This is a genomic window from Streptomyces sp. NPDC003456, assembly GCF_042878735.1.
Taxonomy (GTDB): Bacteria; Actinomycetota; Actinomycetes; order Streptomycetales; family Streptomycetaceae; genus Streptomyces.
The window spans coordinates 15314-40002 of record NZ_JBIAOK010000009.1; the positions used below are offsets into that span (position 1 = coordinate 15314).

At 69.5% G+C, this 24689-nt stretch carries 23 protein-coding genes; 16 read left to right on the forward strand and 7 right to left on the reverse strand.

All coding sequences use genetic code 11. The features are described 5' to 3' along the window. Positions 1-10 precede the first annotated feature (10 nt). On the reverse strand, positions 11-2098 hold the full coding sequence (gene tkt / locus ACFYWG_RS31630; protein WP_389204355.1) for a transketolase: 2088 nt from the start codon (positions 2096-2098) through the stop codon (positions 11-13). A 383-nt stretch (positions 2099-2481) separates the two neighbouring features. Here tkt and ACFYWG_RS31635 point away from each other — a divergent pair, with 383 nt between their 5' ends. From ACFYWG_RS31635 to ACFYWG_RS31645, 3 genes are all read left to right on the forward strand, one after another. Further along, on the forward strand, positions 2482-3399 hold the full coding sequence (locus ACFYWG_RS31635; RefSeq protein WP_376326059.1) for a heme o synthase: 918 nt from the start codon (positions 2482-2484) through the stop codon (positions 3397-3399). 58 nt (positions 3400-3457) lie between these two features. Continuing rightward, positions 3458-3790, forward strand: a complete 333-nt coding sequence (locus ACFYWG_RS31640; protein WP_389204356.1) for a hypothetical protein — start codon at positions 3458-3460, stop codon at positions 3788-3790. A 212-nt stretch (positions 3791-4002) separates the two neighbouring features. After that, complete coding sequence (locus tag ACFYWG_RS31645) at positions 4003-5166, forward strand: amidohydrolase family protein (RefSeq protein WP_383505530.1); 1164 nt, start codon at positions 4003-4005, stop codon at positions 5164-5166. Here the strand turns inward: ACFYWG_RS31645 and ACFYWG_RS31650 are convergent. From ACFYWG_RS31650 to ACFYWG_RS31665, 4 genes are all read right to left on the reverse strand, one after another. Then, complete coding sequence (locus ACFYWG_RS31650; RefSeq protein WP_376326054.1) at positions 5163-6170, reverse strand: heme A synthase; 1008 nt, start codon at positions 6168-6170, stop codon at positions 5163-5165. The two genes, ACFYWG_RS31645 and ACFYWG_RS31650, sit on opposite strands and share 4 nt — an antisense overlap. 87 nt (positions 6171-6257) lie before the next feature. Beyond that, a complete protein-coding gene (locus tag ACFYWG_RS31655; protein WP_376326053.1) occupies positions 6258-7028 on the reverse strand; it encodes an ABC transporter permease in 771 nt (256 codons plus the stop codon). Beyond that, positions 7025-7948 carry an ABC transporter ATP-binding protein gene (locus tag ACFYWG_RS31660; protein ID WP_376326051.1) on the reverse strand — a complete coding sequence of 308 codons (924 nt, stop codon included), beginning with the start codon at positions 7946-7948 and terminating at the stop codon, positions 7025-7027. The genes ACFYWG_RS31655 and ACFYWG_RS31660 overlap by 4 nt, the downstream gene beginning before the upstream one ends. A 31-nt stretch (positions 7949-7979) precedes the next feature. Then, positions 7980-8828, reverse strand: a complete 849-nt coding sequence (locus ACFYWG_RS31665) for an aminoglycoside N(3)-acetyltransferase (protein WP_385419433.1) — start codon at positions 8826-8828, stop codon at positions 7980-7982. Positions 8829-8989: 161 nt separating this feature from the next. On the opposite strand from ACFYWG_RS31665, the gene ACFYWG_RS31670 reads away from it, so the two are divergent. The 8 genes from ACFYWG_RS31670 to ACFYWG_RS31705 are packed head-to-tail and all read left to right on the forward strand — an operon-like array spanning position 8990 to position 15553. Further along, positions 8990-9733, forward strand: coding sequence for a helix-turn-helix transcriptional regulator (locus ACFYWG_RS31670; protein ID WP_376326049.1), 744 nt, complete (start codon positions 8990-8992; stop codon positions 9731-9733). After that, the gene (gene sufB, locus ACFYWG_RS31675) at positions 9730-11151 is read left to right on the forward strand and encodes a Fe-S cluster assembly protein SufB (protein WP_376326047.1); all 1422 of its coding nucleotides are present in this window, start codon (positions 9730-9732) and stop codon (positions 11149-11151) included. Before ACFYWG_RS31670 ends, sufB begins: the two co-directional genes overlap by 4 nt. Positions 11152-11211: 60 nt before the next feature. Further along, on the forward strand, positions 11212-12396 hold the full coding sequence (gene sufD, locus ACFYWG_RS31680) for a Fe-S cluster assembly protein SufD (protein WP_376326046.1): 1185 nt from the start codon (positions 11212-11214) through the stop codon (positions 12394-12396). Next, positions 12393-12710, forward strand: a complete 318-nt coding sequence (locus tag ACFYWG_RS31685) for a non-heme iron oxygenase ferredoxin subunit (RefSeq protein WP_309095074.1) — start codon at positions 12393-12395, stop codon at positions 12708-12710. Before sufD ends, ACFYWG_RS31685 begins: the two co-directional genes overlap by 4 nt. A 7-nt stretch (positions 12711-12717) precedes the next feature. Further along, positions 12718-13482: a Fe-S cluster assembly ATPase SufC gene (gene sufC / locus ACFYWG_RS31690; protein ID WP_383505542.1), complete on the forward strand. Its 765-nt coding sequence runs from the start codon at positions 12718-12720 to the stop codon at positions 13480-13482. Continuing rightward, positions 13479-14735: a cysteine desulfurase gene (locus ACFYWG_RS31695; protein WP_376326043.1), complete on the forward strand. Its 1257-nt coding sequence runs from the start codon at positions 13479-13481 to the stop codon at positions 14733-14735. The genes sufC and ACFYWG_RS31695 overlap by 4 nt, the downstream gene beginning before the upstream one ends. Positions 14736-14753: 18 nt before the next feature. Beyond that, the gene (gene sufU / locus ACFYWG_RS31700; RefSeq protein ID WP_333936304.1) at positions 14754-15224 is read left to right on the forward strand and encodes a Fe-S cluster assembly sulfur transfer protein SufU; all 471 of its coding nucleotides are present in this window, start codon (positions 14754-14756) and stop codon (positions 15222-15224) included. Further along, a complete protein-coding gene (locus tag ACFYWG_RS31705) occupies positions 15221-15553 on the forward strand; it encodes a metal-sulfur cluster assembly factor (protein ID WP_028809645.1) in 333 nt (110 codons plus the stop codon). Before sufU ends, ACFYWG_RS31705 begins: the two co-directional genes overlap by 4 nt. Positions 15554-15648: 95 nt before the next feature. Here ACFYWG_RS31705 and ACFYWG_RS31710 read toward each other — a convergent pair whose 3' ends face one another. Next, complete coding sequence (locus ACFYWG_RS31710) at positions 15649-16485, reverse strand: AbfB domain-containing protein (protein ID WP_389204357.1); 837 nt, start codon at positions 16483-16485, stop codon at positions 15649-15651. Between the two features lie 199 nt (positions 16486-16684). Here ACFYWG_RS31710 and ACFYWG_RS31715 point away from each other — a divergent pair, with 199 nt between their 5' ends. The 3 genes from ACFYWG_RS31715 to dapD all read left to right on the forward strand — a co-directional run bounded on the left by ACFYWG_RS31715 (position 16685) and on the right by dapD (position 18722). After that, positions 16685-17005, forward strand: a complete 321-nt coding sequence (locus ACFYWG_RS31715) for a DMT family transporter (RefSeq protein WP_376326039.1) — start codon at positions 16685-16687, stop codon at positions 17003-17005. Continuing rightward, complete coding sequence (locus ACFYWG_RS31720; RefSeq protein ID WP_389204358.1) at positions 17005-17541, forward strand: TetR/AcrR family transcriptional regulator; 537 nt, start codon at positions 17005-17007, stop codon at positions 17539-17541. The genes ACFYWG_RS31715 and ACFYWG_RS31720 overlap by 1 nt, the downstream gene beginning before the upstream one ends. Positions 17542-17732: 191 nt before the next feature. After that, complete coding sequence (gene dapD / locus ACFYWG_RS31725) at positions 17733-18722, forward strand: 2,3,4,5-tetrahydropyridine-2,6-dicarboxylate N-succinyltransferase (RefSeq protein ID WP_376326036.1); 990 nt, start codon at positions 17733-17735, stop codon at positions 18720-18722. 429 nt (positions 18723-19151) lie between these two features. Here the strand turns inward: dapD and ACFYWG_RS31730 are convergent, their stop codons facing one another. Continuing rightward, positions 19152-19916, reverse strand: coding sequence for a DUF3800 domain-containing protein (locus ACFYWG_RS31730; protein WP_190898847.1), 765 nt, complete (start codon positions 19914-19916; stop codon positions 19152-19154). Positions 19917-20453: 537 nt separating this feature from the next. Here ACFYWG_RS31730 and ACFYWG_RS31735 point away from each other — a divergent pair. Both ACFYWG_RS31735 and ACFYWG_RS31740 read left to right on the forward strand, forming a co-directional pair. Next, the gene (locus ACFYWG_RS31735) at positions 20454-21674 is read left to right on the forward strand and encodes a DNA sulfur modification protein DndB (protein WP_389204359.1); all 1221 of its coding nucleotides are present in this window, start codon (positions 20454-20456) and stop codon (positions 21672-21674) included. A gap of 264 nt (positions 21675-21938) precedes the next feature. Then, the gene (locus tag ACFYWG_RS31740) at positions 21939-24635 is read left to right on the forward strand and encodes a hypothetical protein (RefSeq protein ID WP_389204360.1); all 2697 of its coding nucleotides are present in this window, start codon (positions 21939-21941) and stop codon (positions 24633-24635) included. Positions 24636-24689: the final 54 nt, after the last annotated feature.

The following is a 24689-nucleotide window of genomic DNA, read 5'->3' on the forward strand; positions in this document are numbered from 1 at the left end:
TATATGAGCGTCAGCGCTGAGCTGCGGCGATCGATTCCCGGGCGGCGGCCGCGACGTTCTCCGCGGTGAAGCCGAACTCCCGGAACAGCACCTTGCCGTCGGCCGAAGCACCGAAGTGCTCCAGGGAAACGATGCGGCCGGCGTCCCCCACGTACTTGTGCCAGGTGAGGCCGACCCCGGCCTCCACCGCCACACGAGCCCTGACGGACGGCGGCAGGACGCTGTCCCGGTACCCCTGGTCCTGCTGCTCGAACCACTCCACGGACGGCATCGACACCACGCGCGTGGGCACGCCGGCGCCCTGGAGCTCCTCGCGCGCCTCGACGGCGACGTGCACCTCGGAACCGGTGGCGATCAGGATCACCTCGGCGTCGCCGCCCTCGGCCTCGAACAGGACGTAGCCGCCCTTGGCCGCGTCGTCGTTCGGCTCGTAGGTCGGCACGCCCTGCCGGGTCAGCGCCAGGCCGTGCGGCTGGCCCTTGCCGAACTCCTTGGTCCAGCGCCGCAGGATCTCGCGCCAGGCGATGGCGGTCTCGTTGGCGTCGGCCGGGCGCACGATGTTCAGGCCCGGGATGGCGCGCAGCGAGGCGAGGTGCTCGACCGGCTGGTGCGTCGGGCCGTCCTCACCGAGACCGATGGAGTCGTGCGTCCACACGTACGTCACCGGCAGGTGCATCAGCGCCGACAGCCGCACCGCGTTGCGCATGTAGTCGGAGAACACCAGGAAGGTGCCGCCGTAGATGCGGGTGTTGCCGTGCAGCGCGATGCCGTTCATCTCGGCGGCCATCGCGTGCTCGCGGATGCCGAAGTGGATCGTGCGGCCGTACGGGTCCGCCTCCGGCAGGGGGTTGTCCGCCGGGAGGAAGGAGCTGGTCTTGTCGATCGTGGTGTTGTTGGAGCCGGCCAGGTCGGCCGAGCCGCCCCACAGCTCCGGGACGACCTCGCCGAGGGCCTGCAGCACCTTGCCGGACGCGGCGCGCGTGGCGACGCCCTTGCCGACCTCGAAGACCGGGATCTTCTCCTCCCAGCCCTTGGGCAGCTCGCCCTTGGCGATGCGGTCGTACTCGGCGGCGCGCTCGGGGTTGTTGTCCCGCCACTGCTGGTAGGCCTTGTCCCACACCGCGCGGGCGGCCTTGCCCCGCTCCAGGGCCTTGCGGGTGTGCGCGATGACCTCGTCGGAGACCTCGAAGGACTGCTCCGGGTCGAAGCCGAGGACGCGCTTGGTGGCCGCGACCTCGTCGTCGCCGAGCGCCGAGCCGTGCGCTGCCTCGGTGTTCTGCGCGTTCGGGGCCGGCCAGGCGATGATCGAGCGCATCGCGATGAACGAGGGCCGGTCCGTGACGGCCTTGGCCTGCTGGATCGCCTCGTGGATCGCGGCCGGGTCCAGGTCGCCGTTCTCCTGCGGCTGCACCCGCTGCACGTGCCAGCCGTAGGCCTCGTACCGCTTGACGGTGTCCTCGGAGACGGCCGTCTCGGTGTCGCCCTCGATCGAGATGTGGTTGTCGTCCCACAGCAGGATCAGGTTGCCGAGCTTCTGGTGGCCCGCGAGGGAGGACGCCTCGGAGGAGATGCCCTCCTGGAGGCAGCCGTCACCGGCGATGCAGTAGATGAAGTGGTCGAAGGGGGACTCGCCCTGCGGGGCCTCCGGGTCGAACAGGCCGCGCTCGTAGCGGGCGGCCATCGCCATGCCCACCGCGTTGGCGACACCCTGCCCCAGCGGGCCGGTCGTCGTCTCCACACCGGTGGTGTGCCCGTACTCGGGGTGACCGGGGGTCTTGGAACCCCAGGTGCGGAAGGACTTCAGATCGTCCAGCTCCAGGCCGAAGCCGGCCAGGTAGAGCTGGGTGTAGAGGGTCAGGGACGAGTGGCCGGCGGACAGCACGAAGCGATCGCGCCCGACCCAGTCGGCGTCCGCCGGGTCGTGCCGCATCACCTTCTGGAAGAGGGTGTAGGCGGCGGGCGCCAGGCTCATCGCCGTACCCGGATGGCCGTTGCCGACCTTCTGTACGGCGTCGGCGGCCAGGACACGCGCGGTGTCGACGGCCCGCTGGTCCAACTCGGTCCACTCGAGGTCTGTGGTGGTCGGCTTGATGCTCACCCTGGGTCAGGGCTCCTCTCCACATGTTCGGATGCCGGTGTATCGGGGCGCCCACCGGCCGCAGCCGAGCCTACCCCCGTGGGACGTGCGATTTTCCGAGTCACTCCAGAGTGCCGGGCGTCGTCCCGATCCGCCTCCTGACTGGGCCGTACCGCATTCGACAGGTGAATACGGAGCCGCTCATCCGGGTGCTCAATCGAGCTGGGGACCGCCCGTCGGAAGCCTCCCCCCAACACGAGGCGACCCCCGCGGATGTCCGACTCTGGGCAACGTCTAAAGTGGCGTGGTACGCGCGAGCCTTTACCGTCACTTCACACGGTGGGGCTCGCTGGACTGTCTCTGTAGGGGTGTGCGTGACGGCCGTTGAATCCCGTCCAGCGGGGATGCTCGGGACGGACCAGAGCCCGGCCCACCGGCCGTTCGGGGCCCGTGTCAAGGCGTTCGTGGCTCTCACCAAGCCGCGGATCATCGAGCTGCTGCTGATCACCACGGTGCCGGTGATGTTCCTGGCGCAGCAGGGCGTGCCCGACCTGACGCTGGTGCTGCTGACCTGCGTCGGCGGTTACATGTCCGCGGGCGGCGCCAACGCCCTCAACATGTACATCGACCGCGACATCGACGCGCTGATGGACCGCACGTCCCAGCGCCCGCTGGTCACCGGCATGGTCAGTCCGCGCGAGTGCCTCGCCTTCGGCATCACCCTGGCGATCACGTCCACCCTGCTGTTCGGCCTCACCGTGAACTGGCTGAGCGCCTGGCTCTCCCTCGGCGCACTGCTGTTCTACGTGGTCGTCTACACGATGATCCTCAAGCGCCGGACCTCGCAGAACATCGTCTGGGGCGGCATCGCCGGCTGCCTGCCGGTGCTGATCGGCTGGTCCTCGGTCACGAACTCGATGTCCTGGGCGCCGATCATCCTGTTCCTCGTCATGTTCTTCTGGACGCCGCCGCACTACTGGCCGCTGTCCATGAAGGTCAAGGAGGACTACGCGCGCGTGGGCGTGCCGATGCTGCCGGTGGTGGCCTCCAACAAGGTCGTCGCCAAGCAGATCGTGATCTACAGCTGGGTCATGGTGGGCGTCTCGCTGCTGCTGACCCCGCTGGGCTACACCGGCTGGTTCTACACGGCGGTCGCCCTGCTGGCGGGCGGCTTCTGGCTGTGGGAGGCCCACGGCCTGCAGAACCGTGCCAAGGCGGAGGTGACGGGTGCGAAGCTGAAGGAGATGCGCCTGTTCCACTGGTCGATCACCTACGTGTCGCTGCTCTTCGTCGCCGTCGCGGTGGACCCGTTCCTGCGCTGACGTACGTCACACCGCCCTGCTCTCGCGAGTCGATCTACCCGTGAGTAGCATCCTGGTCATGGCAGAGACGCAGCAGGCAGACCCGAAGGCCGAGCGCAAGGCGGCCCGGCTGGCCCAGCAGATCACCTCCTTCTCCCAGGCCCACGGCGGCGCCGAGGGCCAGGTCGCCTACCTCGGCGAGCGCGGCGCCCGCATCGTCCTGGTCGGCGAGGACGGCCACTGGGGCGACCTGGTGGCCCCGAGCTACGCGATCGCCGAGAAGGCCGTCGAGAAGGCGGGCATCACCCGCCACGAGTCCTTCGACGGCGAGTTCGCGGCCAAGGTGAAGACCGGCCGCTACGAGTGGAGCCGCATGGCCGGCATCCAGGTCGGCGGCCCGAAGAACGACTGACCGGTTCTCCCGGAGGGCGCGGGGGCCGCGACGGTCCGCGGCTCCGCCGCGCGGGCGCGACCAGCCACGACGGCCCCGCACCCGCCCGGGCGCCGACGGCCCCCCGGCCCTCGGACCGCCGCACGCCCCGGTACCCCGCGGCGGCCCCGCGACTTCCTGCCCGCCTCACCCGTTAGGACCCGTAGGAGAACGCGGTCCACGGGGAGGCCCGGATGATCGAAACGCCGTCGCTGGTGGACCAGTACTGCCACGGAGTGCTGCGCACGGAGCTGGGCCTGGGCACGTTCGAGGCCCACCTCGCCCCCACCGAGGGGCCGCCCGCCCCCGGCACCACCCACTTCGACACCCAGACCGGCTTCGCCGTGCGGCGCTGGTGCCCGCCCCTGCTCGGCCTGGAACCGCACTGCCCGCCCGCCCGGTACCTCGCCCGTCGCCGTGAACTCGGCGTCCTGGAGGCCGGCCGAAGACTCCTGAGCGGCAGCGGCATCACGACCTACCTGGTCGACACCGGTCTCCCGGGCGATCTGACCGGCCCGCAGGAGCTGGCCTCCGCCGGATCCGCCGAGGCCCACGAGATCGTCCGGCTGGAGCTGCTCGCCGAGCAGGTCGCCGACACCTCCGGAACCGTCGAGTCCTTCCTCGCTAACCTCGCCGAGTCCGTGCACGCCGCCGCCGCGCACGCCGTCGCCTTCACCTCCGTCGCCGGTGCACGGCACGGCCTCGCGCTCGCGCCGGAGCCGCCCGGGCCGGGGGAGGTCCGCGGGGCGGCCGGCCGCTGGCTCGCCGGGCGCGAAGTCGGCGGGGAGCTGAGCGATCCGGTGCTGCTGCGGCACCTGCTGTGGAGCGCCGTCGCCTCGGGCCTGCCGCTGCAGCTGCACGCCGGGCTGGGCGCACCGGACCTGCGCATCGACCGGACCGACCCGGTGCTGCTCACCGACTTCGTCCGCGCCACCGCGGGGCTGGGCACGGACCTGGTCCTGCTGCACGGCTACCCCTACCACCGGCACGCCGCCCATCTGGCCGGGGCCTTCCCGCACGTCCACGTCGACTGCGGCGCCGCCCTGGTGCGCACCGGCGCCCGGGCCGCGGCCGTGCTCGCGGAGATCCTGGAGCTGGCGCCGTTCGGCAAGGTCCTGTTCTCCACCGGCGCCCGGGGGCTTCCCGAACTGCACGTGGTGGGCGCCCGCCTGTTCCGCGAGGCCCTCGGCCGGGTGCTGGGCACCTGGGTCACCGAGGGCGCCTGGTCCCTCGGCGACGCCCAGCGGGTGGCGGCCATGCTGGCCTCGGCGAACGCCCTGCGGGTGTACGGGCTCGCCGAGGCGCCCCGCGCGGCGGGGCCCCTGCCCGGTCGGGAGCGGGAGCGGGCCCTGCTCTAGGCCTTGGTCAGGTTCGGCTCGACGGCGGGCCCGGGCACGTCCGTCACGAGCTGCGGCCGCTCGCGCAGCGACAGCACGACTCGCAGGACCCAGATCCACATCACGGCCGAACCGAACATGTGCAGGCCGACCAGGATCTCCGGCAGGTCGGTGAAGTACTGCACGTAGCCGATGGCGCCCTGTGCGAGCAGGATCAGGAACAGCTCGCGGGTGCGGTGCAGCGGGCCGCTGGGCGCGTCGACCGCCTTGAGGACGAACCACAGGGCGAAGGTCAGCGTCACCACGATCCAGGCCAGCACGGCGTGCAGCTTGCTCACCGTCTCCCAGTCGACCGGCATCCGCTCGACCTCGCTGGAGTCGCCCGCGTGCGGGCCCGCGCCGGTGACCACCGTGCCGACGAGGATCAGCAGCACCGATGCCGCGACCAGGAACCACACCAGCTGCCGCACGGCGCTGCCCACCAGCGGGCGCGGCTCCCCGTCGCCCTCGCGCGCCCGGTGCCACATGACCGTCGCCACCGCGATCAGCGCGGACGTCGCCACGAAGTGCGCCGCGACCGTGTACGGGTTCAGACCGACCAGCACCACGATGCCGCCGAGGATCGCGTTGCTCATCACGATCCAGAACTGCGCCCAGCCCAGCCGGGTCAGCCCGCGCCGGTACGGCTTGGTCGCGCGCGCCGCGATGATGGCCCAGCCGACGGCGGCGCACAGTACGTAGGTCAGCATCCGGTTGCCGAACTCGATGGCGCCGTGGACGCCCATCTCGGCGGTCGAGGTGATCGAGTCGTCGGTGCACTTGGGCCAGGTCGGGCAGCCCAGGCCCGAGCCGGTCAGCCGCACGGCGCCGCCGGTGACCACGATGAGCACCGACATCACGAGTGCGGACAGGGCGGCGCGCCGGACGGTCCGGGGGTCCGGGGTCCAGCGCGCGGCGATGAAGGCGAGCGGGTTGCGCAGGGCCGCCTGGGCGTCGGCACGGGTCACGTTTGGCACGCGTCCCATCGTAGGACGCCGCTTGTGCACGCTTTCACGAGGGTCGGGCCCGGCCCTTGTCCCAGCTGGGGCGGGCGCGCCCGGCGGTGGCGAGCGTCACTCCCAGCGGAAGAAGCGCCCGGCGGCGGCGAGCCCGAGCACCGCCCAGACCGCGAGGATCCCCAGGTCGCCCCAGGGCATGGCGGCCCCGTGCTGCAGCACGTCCCGCAGCCCGTCCGACAGCGCGGCGACGGGCAGCAGAGCGAGGACGTCCTGGGCGCCGGAGGGGAACTTGTCGAGCGGGACGACGACCCCGCCGCCGACGAGCAGCAGCAGGAACACCAGGTTGGCCGCGGCGAGCGTCGCCTCGGCCTTCAGCGTGCCGGCCATCAGCAGTCCGAGGCCCGAGAAGGCGGCGGTGCCGAGCACGAGGAGCAGCAGCACGGCGAACGGGTTGCCGTGCGGGGACCAGCCGAGCGCGAGGGCGATCACGGTGAGCAGCAGCACCTGCAGCACCTCGACGGCCAGCACCGACAGCGTCTTGGCCGTCATCAGGCCCCAGCGCGGCAGGGGGGAGGCGGCGAGCCGCTTCAGCACCCCGTAGCGCCGCTCGAAGCCGGTCGCGATGGCCTGGCCGGTGAACGCGGTCGACATCACCGCCAGCGCGAGGATGCCGGGAGCGAGGAAGTCGACCGCCTCGCCGGAGCCCGTGTCGACGATGTCCACGGTGCTGAACAGGACCAGCAGCAGCGCCGGGATCACGACGGTGAGCAGCAGCTGCTCGCCGTTGCGCAGGAGCATCTTCGTCTCCAGCGCGGCCTGGGCGGCGATCATGCGGGGCAGGGGCGCCGCACCGGGCCGGGGGGAGTAGGTGCCGGTGGCGGTCATGAACGCAGCTCCTTGCCGGTCAGTTCCAGGAAGACGTCCTCCAGGGTGTGCCGTTCCACCGAGATCCGCTCCGGCATGACCCCGTGCTGGGCGCACCAGGAGGTGACCGTCGCGAGCAGCTGGGGGTCGACCTTGCCGACGACCCGGTAGGAGCCCGGCGTCAGCTCGGCGGCGGAGCAGTCGGCGGGCAGGGCCTTGAGCAGGGAGCCGACGTCGAGACCGGGCCGGCCGGTGAAGCGCAGGGTGTTCTCGGCGCCGCCGCGGCACAGCTGCTCGGGGGAGCCCTGGGCGACGACCCGGCCGGCGTCGATGATCGCCACGTCGTCGGCGAGCTGCTCGGCCTCGTCCATGTAGTGGGTGGTGAGGATGACCGACACGCCGTCGGCGCGCAGGTCCCGGACCAGGTCCCAGGTCGCCCGGCGGGCCTGCGGGTCGAGCCCGGCGGTCGGCTCGTCCAGGAACACCAGCTCGGGGCGGCCGACCACGGCCATCGCCAGCGCGAGCCGCTGCTGCTGGCCGCCCGACAGCCGCCGGTAGGACGTGCGCCCGCAGGAGCCGAGGCCGAGGCGCTCGATGAGGGCGTCCACGTCGAGGGGGTGGGCGTGCAGCTTCGCGACGTGGCGGAGCATCTCGTCGGCGCGGGCGCCGGAGTAGACACCGCCGGACTGGAGCATCACGCCGATGCGCGGCCGCAGGCCGGCGGAGTCCCGCACCGGGTCGAGGCCCAGGACGCGCACGGTGCCGGAATCCGGCGTGCGGTACCCCTCGCAGGTCTCGACGGTGGTGGTCTTGCCCGCCCCGTTGGGGCCGAGGACGGCGGTCACGCCTTCCCGGGCCTCCAGGTCGAGCCCGTCCACCGCGGTCTTCGTGCCGTACCGCTTCACCAGGGCCTGGACCTGGACCACGGGCTCACTTCGCATGGGTCCAGAGTCTAGGGAGGCGCGCGGGGGCTCAGGCCCGGGGGTCCCCCGGCGCGGGCGGGCCCGGCAGCGGCGCGGCGGGCGGGATCTCCTCCTCGCGCGGCCGGTGCACGGCCAGCCAGCGCTCGGCGTACGCCACCGCGTCGGCCACCGGGAACAGGCGCACCTCGGCGCCGCCGGCCCTGCCGCGCAGCACGGGGCGGTCCCGCTCGAAGTCGTAGCCCAGCTCGTCGAACCGGTCGGAGCTGATCGACACTTCCACCACGGTCTCCCAGCCGTCCGGGCCGGGCCTGCCCACCGCCACCCGCGGGGACGGTATGCGGTACTCGGCGAGGTGGAAGCTCGTACAGGAGGCGTAGCCCGCGCCGAGCAGCAGCACCCGCGCGCCCATCGCCTCCAGGGTCGCCAGCGGACTGCGCTCGCCCAGCCGGCAGTCGGGGGCGTGCCCCTCGACCACCTCGGCCGCCCGGGCCCCGAGCGCGGCGAACGAGGTCTGCGGGTGGGCGCTGCGCAGCGCCCCCGGCCAGGTGCGCACGGTCTCCGGGACGATGCCGACGCCGCGCGAGGGTGTGACGGCCGGGTCGTAGGCGGGCATCGTGGCGCGGATGGCCGGCCACCACTGCGGGGGCACGGGCGGGTTGCTCCACAGCGCCGGGTCGGACAGGTCGCCGGTCTGGGTCGGGACCACCAGCGTGCCCTCGGAGCCGAGGACGTCGAGGAGTGCTTGGACCACCGCGACAGGTCCGCCGTTGACCCAGCCGAGCGCCCGCAGCGAGGAGTGCACCAGGAGGGTCTCGCCGGGGCGCACGCCCAGTTCGCGCAGTTCGTCGCGGAGTGTCTCGCGGGTGACGAGTGGGCCGGTCGGAGGGGGTGTCGGCATGGTTGTGGAGTGTCCCCGAAGGGGCTGCGCCATGCCACCGCTTTGATCGATCAGAGATCGTTTCCGCAGGTCGGCTTAGGTTTACCTAAGTGACGCAGGGCACCGTCGGGTGCCGCGCAGGCCGCTTGCCCGGCTCCGGTGAATTACGCAACAATGGCGTTGTGAAAAACGTCGGCGAGGCTCGGGAGACCCCCACGGGGGCCCCGCAGGAGGAGCTCGCGACCGGGGAGCGGTCCACCCGCAACCGGGTCGCGCGGTCCGTCCTGGACCACGGCCCCTCGACCGTCGCGGAGCTCGCCGAGCGCCTCGGGCTGACCCAGGCGGCCGTGCGCCGCCACCTCGACGCCCTCGCGGGCGACGGCGTGGTCGAGGCGCGCGAGCGGCGGGTCTACGGCACGCGCACCCGCGGCCGCCCGGCCAAGGTGTTCGCCCTGACGGACTGCGGCCGGGACGCCTTCGACCAGTCCTACGACAAGCTCGCGGCGGACGCCCTGCGCTGGATCGCCGACCGCGAGGGCGGCGGCGAGGCGATCGCCGCGTTCGCCCGCGCCCGGATCGCCGCACAGGCCGGCGCCTACCGCGCCGCGGTGGAGTCCGCCTCCCCCGAGGAGCGGACCGAAGCCCTGGCCAAGGCGCTGAGCGCCGACGGGTACGCTGCTACGGCGCGCAGCGCGCCCCACCCGCAACAGGGTGAACAGCTCTGCCAGCACCACTGCCCGGTCGCCCATGTCGCCGAGCAGTTCCCGCAGCTGTGCGAGGCGGAGACGGAATTTTTCGCGGAGCTGCTCGGTACGCACGTCCAGCGGCTCGCCACCATCGCCCACGGCGACGGCGTCTGCACGACGTTCATCCCCAAGATTTCCCACAACGCATCTGCAAGCACGGCCGGGAGGAACCCCGCATGACTCTCCCCACGGAGACTGCCCACCCTGAGCTGGAGGGCCTGGGCAAGTACGAGTACGGCTGGGCCGACTCCGACACGGCCGGCGCCTCCGCCAAGCGCGGCATCAACGAGGACGTCGTCCGGGACATCTCCGCCAAGAAGAGCGAGCCGGAGTGGATGACCAAGCTCCGCCTCAAGGGCCTGCGCCTGTTCGAGAAGAAGCCCATGCCGAACTGGGGCTCGGACCTGTCGGGCATCGACTTCGACAACATCAAGTACTTCGTGCGCTCCACGGAGAAGCAGGCGGAGTCCTGGGAGGACCTGCCCGAGGACATCAAGAACACCTACGACAAGCTCGGCATCCCCGAGGCGGAGAAGCAGCGCCTCGTCGCCGGTGTCGCCGCGCAGTACGAGTCGGAGGTCGTCTACCACCAGATCCGCGAGGACCTGGAGGAGCAGGGCGTCATCTTCCTCGACACCGACACCGCGCTGAAGGAGCACCCGGAGCTCTTCAAGGAGTACTTCGGGACGGTCATCCCCGCCGGTGACAACAAGTTCGCGGCTCTGAACACCGCCGTGTGGTCGGGCGGCTCCTTCATCTACGTGCCGAAGGGCGTGCACGTGGAGATCCCGCTCCAGGCCTACTTCCGCATCAACACGGAGAACATGGGCCAGTTCGAGCGGACCCTGATCATCGTCGACGAGGGTGCCTACGTGCACTACGTCGAGGGCTGCACCGCCCCGATCTACAAGTCGGACTCGCTGCACTCCGCGGTCGTCGAGATCATCGTCAAGAAGAACGCCCGCTGCCGCTACACGACCATCCAGAACTGGTCGAACAACGTCTACAACCTGGTCACCAAGCGCGCCGTGGCGTACGAGGGCGCGACCATGGAGTGGATCGACGGCAACATCGGCTCCAAGGTGACGATGAAGTACCCGGCCGTCTACCTCATGGGCGAGCACGCCAAGGGCGAGACCCTGTCCATCGCCTTCGCGGGCGAGGGCCAGCACCAGGACGCCGGCGCCAAGATGGTCCACATGGCCCCGAACACCTCCTCCAACATCGTCTCCAAGTCGGTGGCGCGAGGCGGCGGCCGCACCTCCTACCGCGGTCTCATCGAGATCGGCGAGGGCGCCCCGGGCTCCAAGTCGAACGTCCTGTGCGACGCGCTGCTGGTGGACACCATCTCCCGCTCGGACACCTACCCCTACGTGGACGTCCGCGAGGACGACGTGTCCATGGGCCACGAGGCGACCGTCTCCAAGGTCTCCGAGGACCAGCTCTTCTACCTGATGAGCCGCGGCCTGAGCGAGGACGAGGCCATGGCGATGATCGTGCGCGGCTTCGTCGAGCCCATCGCCAAGGAGCTCCCCATGGAGTACGCGCTGGAGCTCAACCGGCTGATCGAGCTGCAGATGGAGGGCGCGGTCGGCTGACCCCCGCCGCCCCGCCCCCGTCACGCCCCTTACGCAACGAAAGCGAGCATTACGACAGCCATGGCTGAGGCTCAGAACATCCCCGTGGGCTCCACCACCGCGGGCTCGATCGCGGTGGCCGCCGAGTCGACCGTCGCCACGCGCATGAGCGCGCCGCCGTCCTTCGACGTCGCGGACTTCCCGGTCCCGCACGGCCGCGAGGAGGAGTGGCGGTTCACCCCGCTGGAGCGCCTGCGCGGCCTGCACGACGGCACCGCCGTCGCCACCGGCAACGGCGTCAAGGTCGAGGTCCAGGCCCCCGAGGGCGTCACCGTCGAGGCCGTCGGCCGCGACGACGCGCGGCTCGGCAAGGCCGGCACCCCGGTGGACCGCGTCGCCGCCCAGGCCTACTCGGCGTTCGAGAAGGCCTCGGTCGTGACCGTCCCCAAGGAGACCGTCCTCACCGAGCCGATCCGCATCGCGGTGCACGGCGAGGGCGGCACCGCCTTCGGCCACCAGGTGATCGAGCTGGGCGCCTTCGCCGAGGCCGTCGTGGTCATCGACCACACCGGTGACGCGGTGCTCGCCGCCAACGTCGACTACCTGCTCGGCGACGGCGCCAAGCTCACCGTCGTCTCCGTGCAGGACTGGGACGACAAGGCCGTGCACGTCGCGCAGCACAACGCGCTCGTCGGCCGCGACGCCTCCTTCAAGTCGGTCGTCGTCACCTTCGGCGGCGACGTCGTCCGGCTCCACCCGCGCGTGCAGTACGCCGGGCCCGGCGGCGAGGCCGAGCTGTTCGGCCTGTACTTCACCGACCGGGGCCAGCACCAGGAGCACCGCCTCCTGGTCGACCACAACGTCCCGCACTGCAAGTCGAACGTCGTCTACAAGGGCGCCCTCCAGGGCGACGCGGCGCACGCCGTGTGGATCGGTGACGTGCTCATCGAGGCCAAGGCCGAGGGCACCGACACGTACGAGATGAACCGCAACCTGGTCCTCACCGACGGGGCGCGCGTGGACTCCGTACCGAACCTGGAGATCGAGACCGGCGAGATCGTCGGCGCCGGCCACGCCTCGGCGACCGGCCGCTTCGACGACGAGCAGCTCTTCTACCTCATGGCGCGCGGCATCCCGGAGTACGAGGCCCGCCGTCTGGTGGTCCGCGGCTTCTTCGCCGAGCTGGTCCAGCAGATCGGGGTCGCCGACATCGAGGAGCGCCTGATCAGCAAGATCGAGGAGGAGCTGGAGGCGGCGGTCGCATGACCTTCGTACGCGCCTGCGGACTGGGCGAGCTGGAGGAGGACACCCCCAAGCGGGTGGAGCTCGACGGCACGCCCGTGTCCATCGTGCAGACCGAGGGCGAGGTGTTCGCGATCCACGACATCTGCTCGCACGCGAACGTCTCCCTGTCGGAGGGCGAGGTCGACGACTGCCACATCGAGTGCTGGCTGCACGGCTCGCGCTTCGACCTGCGCTCCGGCAAGCCCGACGCCCTCCCGGCGACGCGCCCCGTCCCCGTATACCCCGTAAAGATCGATGGGGACGACGTGCTCGTCTCCCTCACCCAGGAGTCCTGAGGCACCCATGGCTACGCTTGAAATCCGAGACCTGCACGTCACCGTCGAGGTCGAGAACGGCACGAAGGAGATCCTCAAGGGTGTCGACCTCACCGTGAAGCAGGGCGAGACGCACGCCATCATGGGCCCCAACGGCTCGGGCAAGTCGACCCTCGCCTACTCCCTCGCCGGTCACCCGAAGTACACGATCACCGGCGGCACCGTCACCCTCGACGGTGAGGACGTCCTGGAGATGTCCGTCGACGAGCGGGCCCGCGCCGGCCTGTTCCTCGCCATGCAGTACCCGGTCGAGGTCCCCGGCGTCTCCGTCTCCAACTTCCTGCGCACCTCCGCCACCGCCGTCCGCGGCGAGGCCCCCAAGCTGCGCACCTGGGTGAAGGAGGTCAAGGAGGCCATGGAGCGCCTCAACATGGACCCCGCCTTCGCCGAGCGCAACGTCAACGAGGGCTTCTCCGGCGGTGAGAAGAAGCGCCACGAGATCCTCCAGCTGGAGCTGCTCAAGCCGAAGGTCGCCATCCTCGACGAGACCGACTCCGGCCTGGACGTCGACGCCCTGCGCGTCGTGTCCGAGGGCGTGAACCGCGTTCGCGAGACGGGCGAGGTCGGCACCCTGCTGATCACCCACTACACGCGCATCCTGCGCTACATCAAGCCCGACCACGTGCACGTCTTCTCCGGCGGCCGGATCGTCGAGTCCGGCGGTGCCGAGCTCGCGGACAAGCTGGAGAACGAGGGCTACGAGGCATACACGAAGGGTGGCGCATCCGCGTGACACAGCTGCCGGGCCTCCTCGACACCGAGGCGATCCGCAAGGACTTCCCCATCCTGGACCGCCAGGTCCACGACGGCCGGAAGCTCGTGTACCTGGACAACGCGGCCACCAGCCAGAAGCCGCGCCAGGTGCTGGACGCACTCAGTGAGTACTACGAGCGCTACAACGCCAACGTCCACCGCGGTGTGCATGTGCTCGCCGAGGAGGCCACGGCGCTGTACGAGGGCGCGCGCGACAAGGTCGCGGAGTTCATCAACGCGCCCTCGCGCGACGAGGTGATCTTCACCAAGAACGCCTCGGAGTCGCTGAACCTCGTGGCGAACATGCTGGGCTGGGCCGACGAGCCCTACCGCGTGGACTCCGAGACCGAGATCGTCATCACGGAGATGGAGCACCACTCCAACATCGTGCCGTGGCAGCTGCTCGCGCAGCGCACGGGCGCGAAGCTGAAGTGGTTCGGCCTCACCGACGACGGCCGCCTGGACCTGTCGAACATCGACGAGGTCATCACTGAGAAGACGAAGATCGTCTCCTTCGTGCTGGTCTCCAACATCCTCGGCACCCAGAACCCGGTCGAGGCGATCGTGCGCCGCGCCCAGGAGGTCGGCGCCCTGGTCTGCGTCGACGCCTCCCAGGCCGCCCCGCACATGCCGCTGGACGTGCAGGCCCTCCAGGCCGACTTCGTGGCCTTCACCGGCCACAAGATGTGCGGGCCGACCGGCATCGGCGTCCTGTGGGGCCGCCAGGAGCTGCTGGAGGACCTGCCTCCGTTCCTCGGCGGCGGCGAGATGATCGAGACGGTGTCGATGCACTCCTCGACCTACGCGCCGGCTCCCCACAAGTTCGAGGCGGGCACGCCCCCGATCGCCCAGGCGGTCGGTCTCGGCGCGGCGATCGACTACCTCGAGTCGATCGGCATGGAGAAGATCCTCGCCCACGAGCACGCGCTGACCGAGTACGCGGTCAAGCGGCTGCTGGAGGTCCCCGACCTGCGCATCATCGGCCCGACCACGGCCGAGGAGCGGGGCGCCGCGATCTCCTTCACGCTCGGCGACATCCACCCGCACGACGTGGGCCAGGTCCTGGACGAGCAGGGCATCGCGGTCCGGGTCGGTCACCACTGCGCGCGGCCGGTCTGCCTGCGGTACGGAATTCCTGCGACCACGCGAGCGTCGTTCTATCTGTACTCCACGCCGGCCGAGATCGACGCGCTGGTCGACGGCCTGGAGCACGTTCGGAACTTCTTCGGCTGAAGGGCGTGAGCTGAGACAGTGAAGCTGGACTCCATGTACCAGGAAGTCATCCTGGACCACTACAAGAACCCGCACGGGCGTGGTCTGAGGGATGGCGACGCCGAGGTGCACCACGTCAACCCGACGTGCGGCGACGAGATCACGCTGCGCGTGAAGTACGACGGCACGACGATCGAGGACGTCAGCTACGAGGGCCAGGGCTGCTCCATCAGCCAGGCCTCGGCGTCCGTGCTGAACGAGCTGCTGGTCGGCAAGGAGCTGTCCGACGCGCGGAAGATCCAGGAGACCTTCCTGGAGCTGATGCAGTCCAAGGGCCGGATCGAGCCCGACGACGCGATGGAGGACGTCCTGGAGGACGCGGTGGCGTTCGCCGGGGTGTCCAAGTACCCGGCCCGGGTCAAGTGCGCCCTGCTGAGCTGGATGGCCTGGAAGGACGCGACGGCCCAGGTGCTGGGCGGAGCCGACGCCGAGAAGGAGACGACGGCATGAGCGAGACCGTTGAGATGAAGCCGGCCTCGGAGGAAGAGGTCCGTGAGGCGCTGTACGACGTCGTCGACCCCGAGCTGGGCATCGACGTCGTCAACCTCGGCCTGATCTACGGCATCCACATCGACGACGCGAACATCGCGACGCTCGACATGACCCTGACCTCGGCGGCCTGCCCGCTGACGGACGTCATCGAGGACCAGGCCAAGTCGGCCACGGACGGCCTCGTGAGCGAACTGCGCATCAACTGGGTCTGGATGCCCCCGTGGGGCCCCGACAAGATCACCGACGACGGCCGCGAGCAGCTGCGCGCGCTCGGCTTCAACGTCTGACACGGACGTCCGGGATCCACGTCGAAGGGCCTCGACCGGGGCCCGCTGACACGTCTGAGGGCGGCACCCCTGCCGGGTGCCGCCCTCAGGTGCGTTCAGCCCAGCCCGGTGACCAGATGGAACGATGCGTCCGCCCGGTACGGGCGGCTGTGGTCGTAGGGGTCGAGGCGGAGCTGGAAGTCGCGGTGGCGCAGGAAGTGGCCCGGGTAGTTGAGCGACTCCAGCAGGAGCGCGCCGGACCGGGACCGGACGTGCGGGCAGAAGGTGGCGTCCTGCCGGAAGAGGGAGGAGCCGTCGTCGGCGCCGGCGACCAGGACGAAGTCGCGGTGGCGCAGGTAGCGGCCGTCCGCCGTGGCGAAGGACCAGCAGGAGGCACCCGCGAGACCGGCCACCCGCCGGAAGGTGGCGTCCTCGCGCCGCCCCCGGCCGGCCGGCTCCAGGCGGACGGAGCCGTCCCGCAGCCGCCAGTAGTGGTCGGGGTAGTTGACCGAGCGTACGGAGATGCCGCCCGCGGCCGGGGGCCCGGGCGCGGCGGGCTTCGACGGGCGGGGGGTCACGGACGGCGCCGGCGTCCGCTTCCCGGACTCCGCGCTCGGGGAACCGCTCCGCGCGGACGGGCTCGCCGTCGGCGCGGCCGACGGACTGCCGGTCCGCGCGCCCGGGGACGCGCTCCCGCTCTTCGAGGGCGTGGCGAAGGAGATCAGGCCACCGGGGGCCGAGCCGCCGAGGGCGGAGGGCCGGTCCGGCCGGCCGACCGGCTCCGCCGACCCGTTCCCCGTCAGGGCGACGGCGGTGACGCACGCGCCGACCGTGGCCAGCGCGAGCGCACCCGCCAGCCAGAGCCGTCGCGTTCCCGGGGCCCGGGCGGTGTCCGGGGCCCAGCCGCTCTCCCAGGGGCGGTCCTGGGGCGGGCGGGACTTCTCTTCCGACATGCGCGGTTCCTCCGGCCGGGCACCCTTGACGGCGGCGCAGTTGTGGCGGCCCGGCGTGTGATCGGTGACACCGTAATGGACGGGTGAGACCGCCGAGACTCCTTTGGGGAGAGCGGTTTCCCGCCGATATCAAGCCGTTGCCGACAGGTCCGTACCGCGCTTGTGTACGCCCGTACAGATGATGTGTACGCTCGTACACATGGGATACCTGCTGCTGGCCGGGGCCATCGCCGCGGAGGTCGGCGCGACCACCGCCATGAAGTACAGCGACGGGTTCAGCCGGCTCGGACCCTCGCTGCTCACGCTCCTCGGCTACGTCGTCTCCTTCGCGCTGCTCGCCCAGACGCTGAAGACCGTCTCCGTCGGCACGGCCTACGCCATCTGGGCCGGGGTCGGCACCGCCGCCATCGCCACGATCGGCATCGCCTTCCTGGGGGAGGGGCTCACCCTCGCCAAGGCGGCCGGGATCGCGCTGATCATCATCGGGGTCGTGGTGTTGAATCTGGGGGGTGCGCACTGATGCCCCGGCGGCACGACCCCGAGCGGCGGCAGCGGATCATCGACGCGGCGATCCGGGTCGTCGGGGCCAAGGGCATCGCCGGTCTCAGCCACCGCAGCGCCGCCGCCGAGGCCGACGTCCCGCTCGGCTCCACGACGTACCACTTCGCGACCCTCGACGAACTGCTGGTGGCCGCACTGCGGCAGACCAACGAGGGCTTCGCCGAGGTGATCGCCTCGTGCGGTGACCTGGACGACCACCGGACCGACCTGGCCGCCGCCCTCGCCGGGTGGATCGGGCAGTGGCTGTCGGGCGACCGCACGGGCGTGGAGCTGGAGTACGAGCTGTACCTGGCCGCGCTGCGCCGGCCCGCGCTGCGGCCCGTCGCCGCCGAGTGGGCCGAGAGCGTCGCCGAGCAGCTGTCCCGCCGTACGGATCCGGTCACCGCGCGGGCCCTCGTGGCGGTCGTCGACGGGATCTGCCTCCAGGTGCTGCTGACGGGGGTGCCGTACGACGAGGAGTACGCGCGAGGGATCCTGTCGCGGGTGATCGGCTGAGGCGGCGAGGGCAGGGGCGGGCCGGGTGCCCGGGGAACGCGTGTGCCGCCGGCCGGCAGCCCCCGCGCGGCGGGCTCGGTCGCCCGGGTGCCCGGGGCGGTCGGTGCAGGTCCGCCCGGCCGGGGGACCGGCTCGTGAGACGTCCGGGGACCGGTTCGCATCGAGCGGCGTCCGCCGGTTAGGTTGCCCTCATGACCGACACGACTGCTCCCCGCACCACCGGCGCCGTGGCCGCCGGCCTCGCCACGATCGCCGCCGACGGCACCGTTCTCGACACCTGGTTCCCCGCGCCCGAGCTCGTCGACGAGCCCGGCCCGTCCGGCACCGAGCGACTGTCCGCCGAGCGTGCCGCGGAGCTGCTCGGCGGCGGCGCCACCGCCGCGGTCGGCCCCGACGCCCGCCGCGGCGTCGAGGTGGTCGCGGTCCGCACGGTCATCGCCTCGCTCGACGAGAAGCCGATCGACGCGCACGACGTCTACCTGCGCCTGCACCTGCTCTCCCACCGCCTGGTCAAGCCGCACGGCCAGAGCCTGGACGGCATCTTCGGCTTCCTCGCCAACGTCGCCTGGACCTCGCTCGGCCCGGTCGCCGTCGACGACCTGGAGAAGGTCCGGCTCAACGCCCGCGCCGAGGGCCTGCACCTGCAGGTGACCTCCGTGGACAAGTTCCCGCGCATGACGGACTACGTGGCCCCCAAGGGCGTGCGGATCGCCGACGCCGACCGGGTCCGCCTCGGCGCGCACCTCGCCGAGGGCACCACCGTCATGCACGAGGGCTTCGTCAACTTCAACGCCGGCACGCTCGGCACGTCGATGGTCGAGGGCCGCATCTCCGCCGGCGTCGTCATCGGTGACGGCTCGGACATCGGTGGCGGCGCCTCCACCATGGGCACCCTGTCCGGCGGCGGCAACGTCATCATCTCCGTCGGCGAGCGCTGCCTGATCGGCGCCGAGGCGGGCGTGGGCATCGCCCTCGGCGACGAGTGCGTCGTCGAGGCCGGCCTCTACGTCACCGCCGGTACCCGCGTCACCATGCCCGACGGCCAGATCGTCAAGGCCCGCGAGCTGTCCGGCGCCTCCAACATCCTCTTCCGCCGCAACTCGGTCACCGGCGCCGTCGAGGCCCGGCCGAACAACGCGGTGTGGGGCGGCCTGAACGAGATCCTGCACAGCCACAACTGATCACAGGCGGTCGTGACCTGCAGCCGTCTTATCGATCAACGCCCTGACCTGCTGATGAGCTGTCGGTAGCTGTCGATGTTGGTCATCGTTGAGCGCCCTTCCACGGCCCCAGGACGGCCCGGGAGGGCGCTCGGGCGTCAGAGGTACGCAGCGGGAAGTGATGCTGGGGCGCGCACGGCGACTCCTCCAGGGCCCTGCGCCACACCATCACGGCGAGTCACCCTGTGCGCATTGGCAGACGCACTCAGGCATCAAAATTGGGACTCGTCGCGTACGCGGTGTGGGCTTGGAGAAGCGAATCCGGTAGGCTAGGAGACATGCAAGGGCCACCTAAGTGGTCGCGGGGAGAACGCTTGGTCTGCTGCCAGACCCTTCCGATATGTCGGTTGAAGCGCCCCGGGCCTCTAAGGTGGCCCTTGCATGTCTCAACTACAGCCCCTCAGGGGGCCACCAGGGCAAGGATGTAAAGGTTGCCTCGTTGCCAAGGATCTTGAAGCCGTAGTTACGGCTGACCCCTTGGGCACTGCGGCGAATCTGATGCCGCACCCCGAGCAGATGTGACGGCTCATAGCCGCCGTACTGATCAGACCGGATCGCGGCGCTCAGCATACCTGCATATTGATCAGCGGCCTGGAGACCATCCCACTTGGCTTGATCTTGGAAAGTCGGCTGTCCCTGAAGCAGGCCCCATGGCACCCACCCAGGCCCCAGCTGAGGCTTGATCTTGAAGTATTCGCAAGTAGTGCGGTGATCAAAGCCTCGCACATGCCCGAACTTGATGAGAAGGTCACGACTTCCTCCGGGCCAGTCTCGCGCCGCAAGGAGAAGTCGCTCGAGAATGATGCCGGCAGCAAAGTTGTAGAAGATCACTTGGTCGCGCCGCATCCCCGCATGTGCCGGGATCGCCGCCTTTTCAACGACGACATAGGTGATCTGAACACCCGTGAGCTGCGCAAGCTTCGTCGTCACGTACTGGCGACGAGGGTAGACCTTGACGTGATCCTTCCAGTGCAACGCCTTGCCGTGCGGCACCCTCAGGTCCCGTCGAAGCTGCGACAGCGCTGCACGCATGGCGGGTTCATCTTCGTCAGCGACCAGCACAGCAGCAAAGGAAAAGAACTGAGACGCCGTGGGGGATAGCCCGCGATCGCCAGTTTCGTCTACGTACGCCCGAACGAGCCGACGCGCAGGCATCTCACTCCTCTCACTTACAATATGACGAGCCGTTAGCAGCAAGCTACACCACAAGCATCGCCAGTCACCACAACATGTGGTGGCTACTCCATATCCGCCTACTACATCTAGTGGCTGACTGTAGGTGGGGCGCTGTCTGCGGGACACGAACGGCGCCTCGTGGGCACCAAGCACCGCAGTCACCCTCGATGTGAACCGTGGGTGCAAGGGTCGCCGAGACCCGCGGGGCAGGTCTGGGGTTCCAAGGAGCGTCACCGGTCGGCCGCAGTCGTCCACCTGTGGACCGATCAGCTCCGAGCGTCAACATAGGCGTGCTACGCAGGAATCTCAATCGACTACGCAGGAAGTAGGTGAACCTACGCCAGACTTGCCGCGTTGTGATCGAAGCCGGCCATCAATCGATCAATAGCAAAAGGTGACTTGCTGATGTACTTCTTGCGTTGTAGCTTCACGCCTACGCGCTGACGGCAAATCAGTTCCCGAGGGGGGCTCCGTTGGCGTGCTCAAGGGGGAACCTTGCCTAAGATCCACATTCCCGTGATCGGCTACATGCAGGGTGGGCGTCAGATGATGACGACCGCGATGAGCGCGCCCGACCTGGTGACGATGGTGACGAAGCCGGCCGCATGGAACCCGGTCAAGACGGACGCTCACGGTAACCGTCCTCGCGACACCGCTCACCTCAAGGGCATCGTGAAGTACCTGGAGGATGAGGAGCACTTTGTCCTTGGTGCCGCGGTGCTCTACCTGACGTCCAAGGAGGCCTCGTTCACGCCACACGCGATCCCCGGTGTTACGACGGAGTATGACGCAGCCCAGGTCGGGCTTCTCTCTGTGGATATCGGTGCCAAGTTCGATATCGGCGATGGTCAGCACCGCATCGGGGCGTACGAGGACATTGTGCAGAGCCGTGACGACGATGACCCGATCATTGAGCGGCTCAAGGACTCAGGCCAACCTCTGATCATCGTCATCGAAGACGACCACAAGCGCCGGGCGCAGGACTTTGCCGACCTTCAGCGCAACGTCAAGGCCCCGACTCAGTCGCTCGGTCAGTCCATGGACCGCCGTCAGCCGATCAACCGGGAGCTCAGCGACCTGTTCGACACCATCCCCGTGTTTGAGGATCGGGTCGAGTACCTCAAGGACAACCCCGGGAAGCTCTCCGCGAAGCTGTTCTCCTTCAAGACCGTCCGCTACGTGTCCGGGCTCCTGCTGGTGGGCAACAAGTACCGAACGCCCACGACAATGGACAAGGCGGTCAATGCTCGCTTCGAGGGGGACAGCGCGACGGAGGCACGTGCCGAATTGATCGCCTTCTGGACCGCCCTGGGTGAGATGGCGAGGTTCGCTGACGTGATCGAGGGCGAAGTGAAGGGCGCGGAACTCCGGGAGGCGACCTACCTGCTTTCGGCCGGCGTGCTCTACGCCATCGCCTTCGCCGTCTACACGGCCAACGGTGTGGCATCGCTCATGACTGACTCCGCTGACGCGGACCTCAAGGAGAAGATCGAAAACACCATCCCGCTGGCCATCAGGGCGCTGGACGACGTCGACTTTGCGCGCATCCCTGAAGAAAAGATCAAGAAGGCCACCGCGGACGAGCCGCTGACCGAAGACGACAGCATCTTCGTCGGCACCCTTATCGAGCCTGCGACCGGAAAGCTGGCAGCAGGCCGTACTGCGTGGGAAGGGGCTGCGATGAAGCTGTTGCGCGCCATCCTGGACAACGACGAGCTGTCCTTCCTGAGGCAGTAGCCACAGCGATGGTGCCCGCTCTTGAACCTGGCCTGGTTTAGACAGCGGCCTCCCGGGCCTAGCCCGCGTGCCCCCTCAGTTGGCCCTGCCCTGCGGACCGGCGTCCGAAGCCGCCCGGCCATCCCGTGCCGGCCGCTCCCCCGCTGGGCATCGGCCTGTCCGCCGAAGCGGAGTGCAGCCAGGGCCTCATAGCTATGAGTCACAGGGCTCGCTTGGCGGAGCGAGAACGGGGCTGTGCCGGTGCGCGGCCACTACTCTGGGGCGGTGGCGGAAGATCGATCGCTTGAGGCAGCCGCAGGCGCCGAACCGCAGAATGATGTGCTCAGCGCCGAACAACTGAGGCGAATCACATCGTTGCATCGCGGGTTCACCTACCAGCATCTGTACGCCGTCGGCTGCCTACTGCGGCTACAGGCGGCGGAGGTCCGGCGCCTGCGCGTAGAACGCGACGAAGACGTGGAAGTCGAATTCGACAACCGCTGGCTCTACCTACAGGTCAAGACTCGTCGAGGCAACCTGACCTGGGGCGACGTGGAAGGTGCGGTCGACCAGTTCCGCAGCATTCGGGACGAGCACACGGCGGGCCGCCGCTCTGGCACCCCGCACCTGGTCGTGGTAACCAACGCGGGCTTGGGGCCGGACCTGCTCACCAGGACGCGAAAAGCGTCTTGGCCTGTGGACGTGGCGATTGTTGGGCCCGGTAGGCCTCACCCCGCAGAGACGTGGCTGCCGGCCCCAGGGAGCGACCTAGCTGCCATGTTGCAGAACTGCACTGACCAGGCTGAGCACATTCCCTTCGGGTCGCTGAGCGCCGAAACCCTGGTGTGGAAGCTCGCCGCACGTGTTCAGTACGCGTGCACCGGTGCTCACGGCCATGAGTTCGCTGCCGCAGACTTGCCGCAGTTGTACGAGCAATTCGTGGAGGAACTGCAGGCGTTTCCCCAGTTGCCCGCAATCTACCGGCACCGTAGCGGTGAGCCGGAGCTCGCGAACGACGATTCCGTGAGGTTGGTGGTCGGTTTCTCGGGGGCCGGCAAGACCACGTGGGCGGCGAACGCTGCCGCACACTGTCCCCAGCAGGTGACCTACTTCGACGTCGCCGGATACCAGGCCGCCTCCGTGCCGGGCGCGCTGGCGCGGGAGCTAGCCGCCCGGCATTTCAGGCCCGAGGCCGGTTCCTTGCCGGCCGCTGCGGGCATCGAGGTGCTGCGCGCTGTGCATACCCTGCTCGTCCAGGCAGAAATTGAGGTCGCTGTCGTCGTAGACAACGTCCACTTGCTCGAAATCGAGGATGTGCGACTGCTGGTCGATGCCTTGCCGACGGCCCGGCTGATCATGTTGGGGCATCCCCGACCGGAACAGATCCCTCTCGCCGCACACCTCGGCATAACCACGGAGTCGCTGGACGGCTGGGGCATCGACACCATCGCCGCGGTCTTCGACAGCGAAGGCTGCATCCTGGACTATGGCACCGCTCAACGTGTCCTCTCCCTCACGGCAGGCCTCCCCCTGTACGTGCTCAACTCCGCACAGTTGACCCGCACTGCATACGCCGGAGACGGTGCCGCCTTCTGCGACTCCGTGCAGGCCGAGACGCACAGCAAGGCCACGGCCCAGGAAATGATCCTGAGGCAGGTACTCGACCGCCTTGCGCCGCGTTCACGAGCCGTTGCCGGAATCCTCGCGGTCGCGGAGGTGCCTCTCACCGGCACCGAGCTCCAGCGGCTCGCGGAAGCGGTTTCCATGCGCCCTACTCATGCCGCGCAGGCTGTGCGTGACCTGTCTGGTTGGGGCTTCACGCAGGACTTCGCTGATGGCAGGGTGACGCTGCACGATGCGGTGCGTCCCGTGGCCTTGTCCGCCTCGGAGGACCTACCCGATGAGGCCGCCCAGCGGGTACGCGAAGCACTCCTCGACCTCCTGGAAGGACAGCGCGGGTTTCCGCAGGTCGGACGCTGGATGCGTTTGCTGGCCGAGACGGGCCGGATCGAGCAACTGCTCGACCTCACCACGATGGAGGCGTTCTACGAGGGTGGGTACCCCCGCGAGATCCACGCCACGATCGCGCAGACCGCCCAGGATCCCGCCCAGGACAACTGCATCCGGTTCGAAGCCCACAACGCCCTGGCAACCTTGGCCTACTCCGAAGGTGACCAGGAGGCGTACGCCAGTCACGTGAACGTCATGGAACAGCTGGCCGCAGAGGGCGGTGACAGCAGCATCGGCCCGCGGGAGAGAGTCCTCCTGGCCATTCGCCAGTTCATCCTCTACGGCCGCGCCCAAGATGCTCATCGCCTGACGGCGGCGTTCACCGCTGGCCTGGCTCAAGTGGTTAACGGATCGCGGGAGGAGCATGCTCTGCGCTACAACTTCGCCAACGGCTTGTACCAAGCGGGTGAGTTCGACCGTGCTGACGTGGTGGCGACCAGGTTGGCTGCAGACTACTGCGCCTACCTCGGTCTCAGCCCCAGCGAGCTCACCGGACCAATCATTGGTCTGGAGGCACGGGTCGGCTCCAGCGAGGACCCGGACGACTACAAGCGGCTCGCCGACTGTCTCTCGCTGTCCGTCAGGGCCCGTCGCAGTCAGGGCGTGGTCAGTGGCCCCGAGACTCTTTCGGCCATCCCAGCAATGCATCTGTACCAACTCACTGGCTGCTGGCGTCAGGCCGTCGACTCTGGACAAGAAGTGGTTGACATCCTGATGAACGCTGGCGATATGCAGCAGGCTCTGAGCATCCTCAACCGCCTACTTGCGATGGCCAAGGAGTTCAACCTGCAGGAGATGATGGTCGGCCTGCGGTCCCAGCGTGCGGTCGTCCTCGCGTGGCTCGGAGACATCGCCGCCGCCCGGGCCGAAATCGGCAGCCTGTCCGGCTACGAGGCCACTCCCGACCAAGCCGCCGACATTCGCCGCCAGAAGTCAATCATCGAATCGCTCGCCGCCCAGCAGCCCAGCTGACGGCTTGGTCCCGATCATGCAGCGTGCCGGCTCGGCTGATGCGCCTGCTCGCTG